Source organism: Nostoc flagelliforme FACHB-838 (genome assembly GCF_014698065.1).
GTDB classification, from domain to species: Bacteria; Cyanobacteriota; Cyanobacteriia; order Cyanobacteriales; family Nostocaceae; genus Nostoc; species Nostoc flagelliforme_B.
This window is the reverse complement of the sequence record NZ_JACJSI010000482.1, coordinates 1-3,966: the sequence shown is the minus strand read 5'-3', so window position 1 is coordinate 3,966 and position 3,966 is coordinate 1. Positions and strand designations below refer to the sequence as shown.

At 40.7% G+C, this 3,966-nt stretch carries 3 protein-coding genes and 1 pseudogene; 1 reads left to right on the top strand and 3 read right to left on the bottom strand.

The window, feature by feature from the left end; genetic code table 11:
• Positions 1 to 66: 66 nt before the first annotated feature.
• On the bottom strand, positions 67 to 426 hold the full coding sequence (locus H6G97_RS47075; protein WP_199350140.1) for a hypothetical protein: 360 nt from the start codon (positions 424 to 426) through the stop codon (positions 67 to 69).
• A 285-nt stretch (positions 427 to 711) separates the two neighbouring features.
• Complete coding sequence (locus H6G97_RS47070; RefSeq protein ID WP_190947248.1) at positions 712 to 2,814, bottom strand: AAA family ATPase; 2,103 nt, start codon at positions 2,812 to 2,814, stop codon at positions 712 to 714.
• 38 nt (positions 2,815 to 2,852) lie between these two features.
• Here H6G97_RS47070 and H6G97_RS47065 point away from each other — a divergent pair.
• Positions 2,853 to 3,248, top strand: a pseudogene (locus H6G97_RS47065) (IS630 family transposase); the annotation flags it as partial.
• Between the two features lie 251 nt (positions 3,249 to 3,499).
• Here H6G97_RS47065 and H6G97_RS47060 read toward each other — a convergent pair.
• The gene (locus H6G97_RS47060; RefSeq protein WP_190947247.1) at positions 3,500 to 3,688 is read right to left on the bottom strand and encodes a hypothetical protein; all 189 of its coding nucleotides are present in this window, start codon (positions 3,686 to 3,688) and stop codon (positions 3,500 to 3,502) included.
• Positions 3,689 to 3,966 lie beyond the last annotated feature (278 nt).

The following is a 3,966-nucleotide window of genomic DNA, read 5'->3' as shown; positions in this document are numbered from 1 at the left end:
AAGAAATATCTCAAAGCCCTATTTTATCGTGCTGACTAGCTAGTCAAGGATGCTTGCGCTTGCATCTTAAGAGCTAGTCACAGCAAAGCTTTGATAGTTTTTGGAGATGTCTAATGCTAGGCGCTGTTTATGTTTCTCGCTTGGTATCCTCTGGTCAATGCCTTGGGAAAACCAATGATTAACGGTTGTTAATGAGCAGTCACAGATAAAAGCCAGTTCTTCTCGTGACACATCCCAATGTCTCAGAAACTCGTCGAGTTCCATTGGATAATCTTTTAAGGGTTGTAGATATGAATTCAATACATCCCAGTGTCTCTGAGTTGGAATTTGTGGAGCAATACCCATAGCCTTCCTAATTGCCAAATGGCAAGTGATTAAGGCAATCATATCTTGGCGGATGTTGGCTTTGTTTGAAAAATAAATCACAAACAGAACAGCATCTTATTAGTTTTGTCTTTCTGAGGTATAAAAATATAGTTGCTGCTTTGTGATCATAATCACTCTGTGTCAGCAAAATTAGGAGATAGTAGATCCAAATAAGGATGCCAGCAAAACCTATACTGGGTTGAGATAGCTAATGGTAGAGCGACTGATTGGAAAACGGATTCAAATTCCAAGCAAAAAATAAATTTGAAATAACAAAATTTACATTATTAGACATTATGATTACAATCATTGAAATTTTATTTCTACTTATATTTTTTTGCCTTATTATACCAAGATTTTGGGTGCTACTGACTTTAAGCTTTTATGTAGCTGTAGGAATGTACATAACTTGTATTGAAAATACTTGGCAATGGTTATTAGGTTACATAATACACGACCGTCAAAACCAACAATCCACCGCAGAAACTCCACGTCACCAAAGTACCATTTAGGCAGTACCACCCGAAAGCGATTGGGAAACTGTTGATTTTTGGTTTTCTTCAGGCAGAAAATTGACTTAGGTAACATTAATCTTCCACCCTCTACAGGTGGAGACATCTTCATTTGTTTTGCAGGGAATCTCTTAGTTCCTTCCGTAATAAACCGGAATATAGTATCGTTAAACCACAGTTCTACTGTCACAGAAGCCTGAGAACGTTCTTGTTTATCGTGGCTGAGAAACTGACGTTGGTCACTCGCACTATACCCCAAAAAAATACCTGCGCCAGCAGCAGAAAGCTTTTGTAATTTCTGTAATGATTGTTCTTGATCGTGTTTGGAACGGAATCTCTCTTGAAATTGACCTACAAACAATCTATCCAAACGCTCAAACCGGAACAGTCCTGCATACTTTCCATCTTCACACTTAAAACCTAAATACCAGGCTTGGTTACAAAACACGATTTGCAATGGAAACGCTAAAAAAAAACTTTCTTCATCAAGAACAAACTTACCACTGCCAGAAAAGCGATTTAATTCCAGTAATTGTCCTTTAGCTATTGCCTCTTCCAATTGCTCTAAATTTCTAGAAAGAGCATCGGTTGGTAAAAACTCTGGGTCAATCATATTGCGATTAGCAATCGCCCGTACCGGATACACGTTACTTACCCCTAACTTACTTTTTACCATCCGTGTGGCAAATGTTTCATAAATCTCCAATGCTACAGGATCATCAAGGCTTTTAGCTTGAGACTGGAGAACATCAAACACTTTGGTTAATTCATGTATTGATAAAATCGCTGTCCCTGCAAAGTAGCCATCTCTCAAGGAAAATTCTGGCAATATTTTATAAGGCTTGAGAACCTTTTCAATGTCCTTGCGGACAGTATCTAAACCATCGCCATCGATAATCCCATTTTCCCTGAGTGCGGACACGAGCGTTTGCAGGCTCCCCTTCCCAGTATCTTGCAAAAATGGGTGGTGGAGAATCAAGCGAATGATTTGTATCAACCTCCGAAAGCTGTCGCAGTCTGAATAAGCATGAGTTACAAAAGTCGATGGTGTAATGGAATGAGCAGGTGGTAATGTAATGCCAGAAGAAGGGGCAATACTATTGGCTCCAATAAGGGAATTTTGTTGTAGCCAGTGTAAGTCAAATTCAATGGCATTTTTATTAGCGTAAATCGTACCGCACAATTTACCCATGAAGGCGGTAGCTTCTTCTAAAGAACTTGCAAACGGAGGAACATTGCCCAAAACGCTTTCCAGCAAACTGGGGTGAGTAATTTGCAAATTCCCAATTCCTGGATAGCGAATAATGAGAGAAATTAAATGCATTAAGCGCTCAAAATCCAGCAGCTTACTGTAACCGTGCAAAGTAATGTGGCGATTACGATTAGCGCGGTTGGTAAGGGTACGAGGAAGCTGTTGGATTTGGATTGGAATTTGTTGAATGTCGAACTTGGGGGAGGTGACATCAATTTCTTTGACAGATGCAAATCCCTCTGCTGCCACTGGCGGAAACTCTAGCAGAGATTTGTGCATATTCTCAATGATCATGTCTGGAACTTGACGAGTCCGCTTTTGGTTCCACAACTTGCAAGTTGCAATGGGAGTTTGCAAATACCACCCCATCCACAGAACCTCTTCCCCTTGCTGTACAAGGCAAGCAAGAGATGAATTTAGCTTTATTAGCAAATCTATCCGCCATATACGCTTGGCATTGGTAGCGTCATAGATCACGGAATCACCTTGAGCTATTGCATCGACAATCTCAGAAATTACTTTTTCTTCTATCTGACTCCACTCACCCTGGATACTTGCATCGCCATAGAGTTGTTGGCGAATTGCATCAGTGGAGACAATGCGATAATTCCCCAGTTTTGCTAACTCGACCGCGAATGTGGTTTTCCCACTTCCGGGAATACCGATGAGGAAGTGACAGATCATCAGAAGTTCAAGGCTAAAAGTTTTTCTACTTTAACTTTAAAGGAAAGCGATTTCATGCACTCAAAAGTGGGAAAAGACAAGGACGAGTCAATATGATAGCCGCCTACTGTAATGGGCAGTTATTTGCTCCGTTTACTGTTGAAGGTACTTGTAACAGAAATGTTATTGAAACTTGGCTTGAAACCTGTTTAATCCCCACACTAAAACCTGGACAAATAGTGGTTGCAGATAATGCTACCTTTCATCGAGGCGGACGTATTCAAGAAATAATTGAATCAGCAGGCTGCCAACTAAAATACTTACCATCTTATTCACCTGAACTGAACAAAATTGAGCGATGTTGGTCATGGTTGAAGAGTCGAATTCGTCAACAACTTATTCAATTTGACTGTATCAGGGATGCTATGGAATATGTACTTCGCCTAGCGTCCTAACCGCCTTGTCTGTTGCTATAAGATTAGTGTGTTCCTTTGTCAACAGCTTAATAGATGCTTATTATGATGTCCTCAGTTTACAAAAGTATAAAATCTGTCTATCTGAATACTGTTGCCAAGCATAGCAATTCAAAACAGTGGTTAGATTTACTGGAAGCTAACAAATGCTTAAAAAATCAAAGCCTCATTTTGGCCCGACTCCTGCGCGAAACTTGATTTTTCGTCATGATTTTGATCGCTGAATCATTGTTCTAGTTATATTTTGGGAACCAATGGTTCCCATTTGCCCCTTCAACGCTGCGCCATCGCCTCAAGCTAATCGTAGGCTGTGGAGGCGCGGTTGTTACTTGGGCAGGGATGAGGGCGGGGGCGGCGATAGGGGAAGCTTGAGTCAAAGGCGATCGCCATTGCAACCGTGTTTTGAGGGAGCAGTACAGCATAAAAATGCTTTTTGCCCTGAGCAAAACTAGTAGTCTAATAGCAAAAGGTTGTTCAGACTGGAGACTGTTGCTAAACTAACGTGCAATTCTATGTCACAACTTTATATAATCCCTAGTAGAAGACTAACGAAAGTAATATGACCGACACGCCTGAGTACTTCCCTAGCCATCTGTGAGAGGTTAAGATAAAACGCATTTTGTCAATCAATTAAAATACTCAAAATAATTTAAATAAGAATGATAATCGTGCGCGGGGTTGGGGGTGGGGAAGGAGCCGA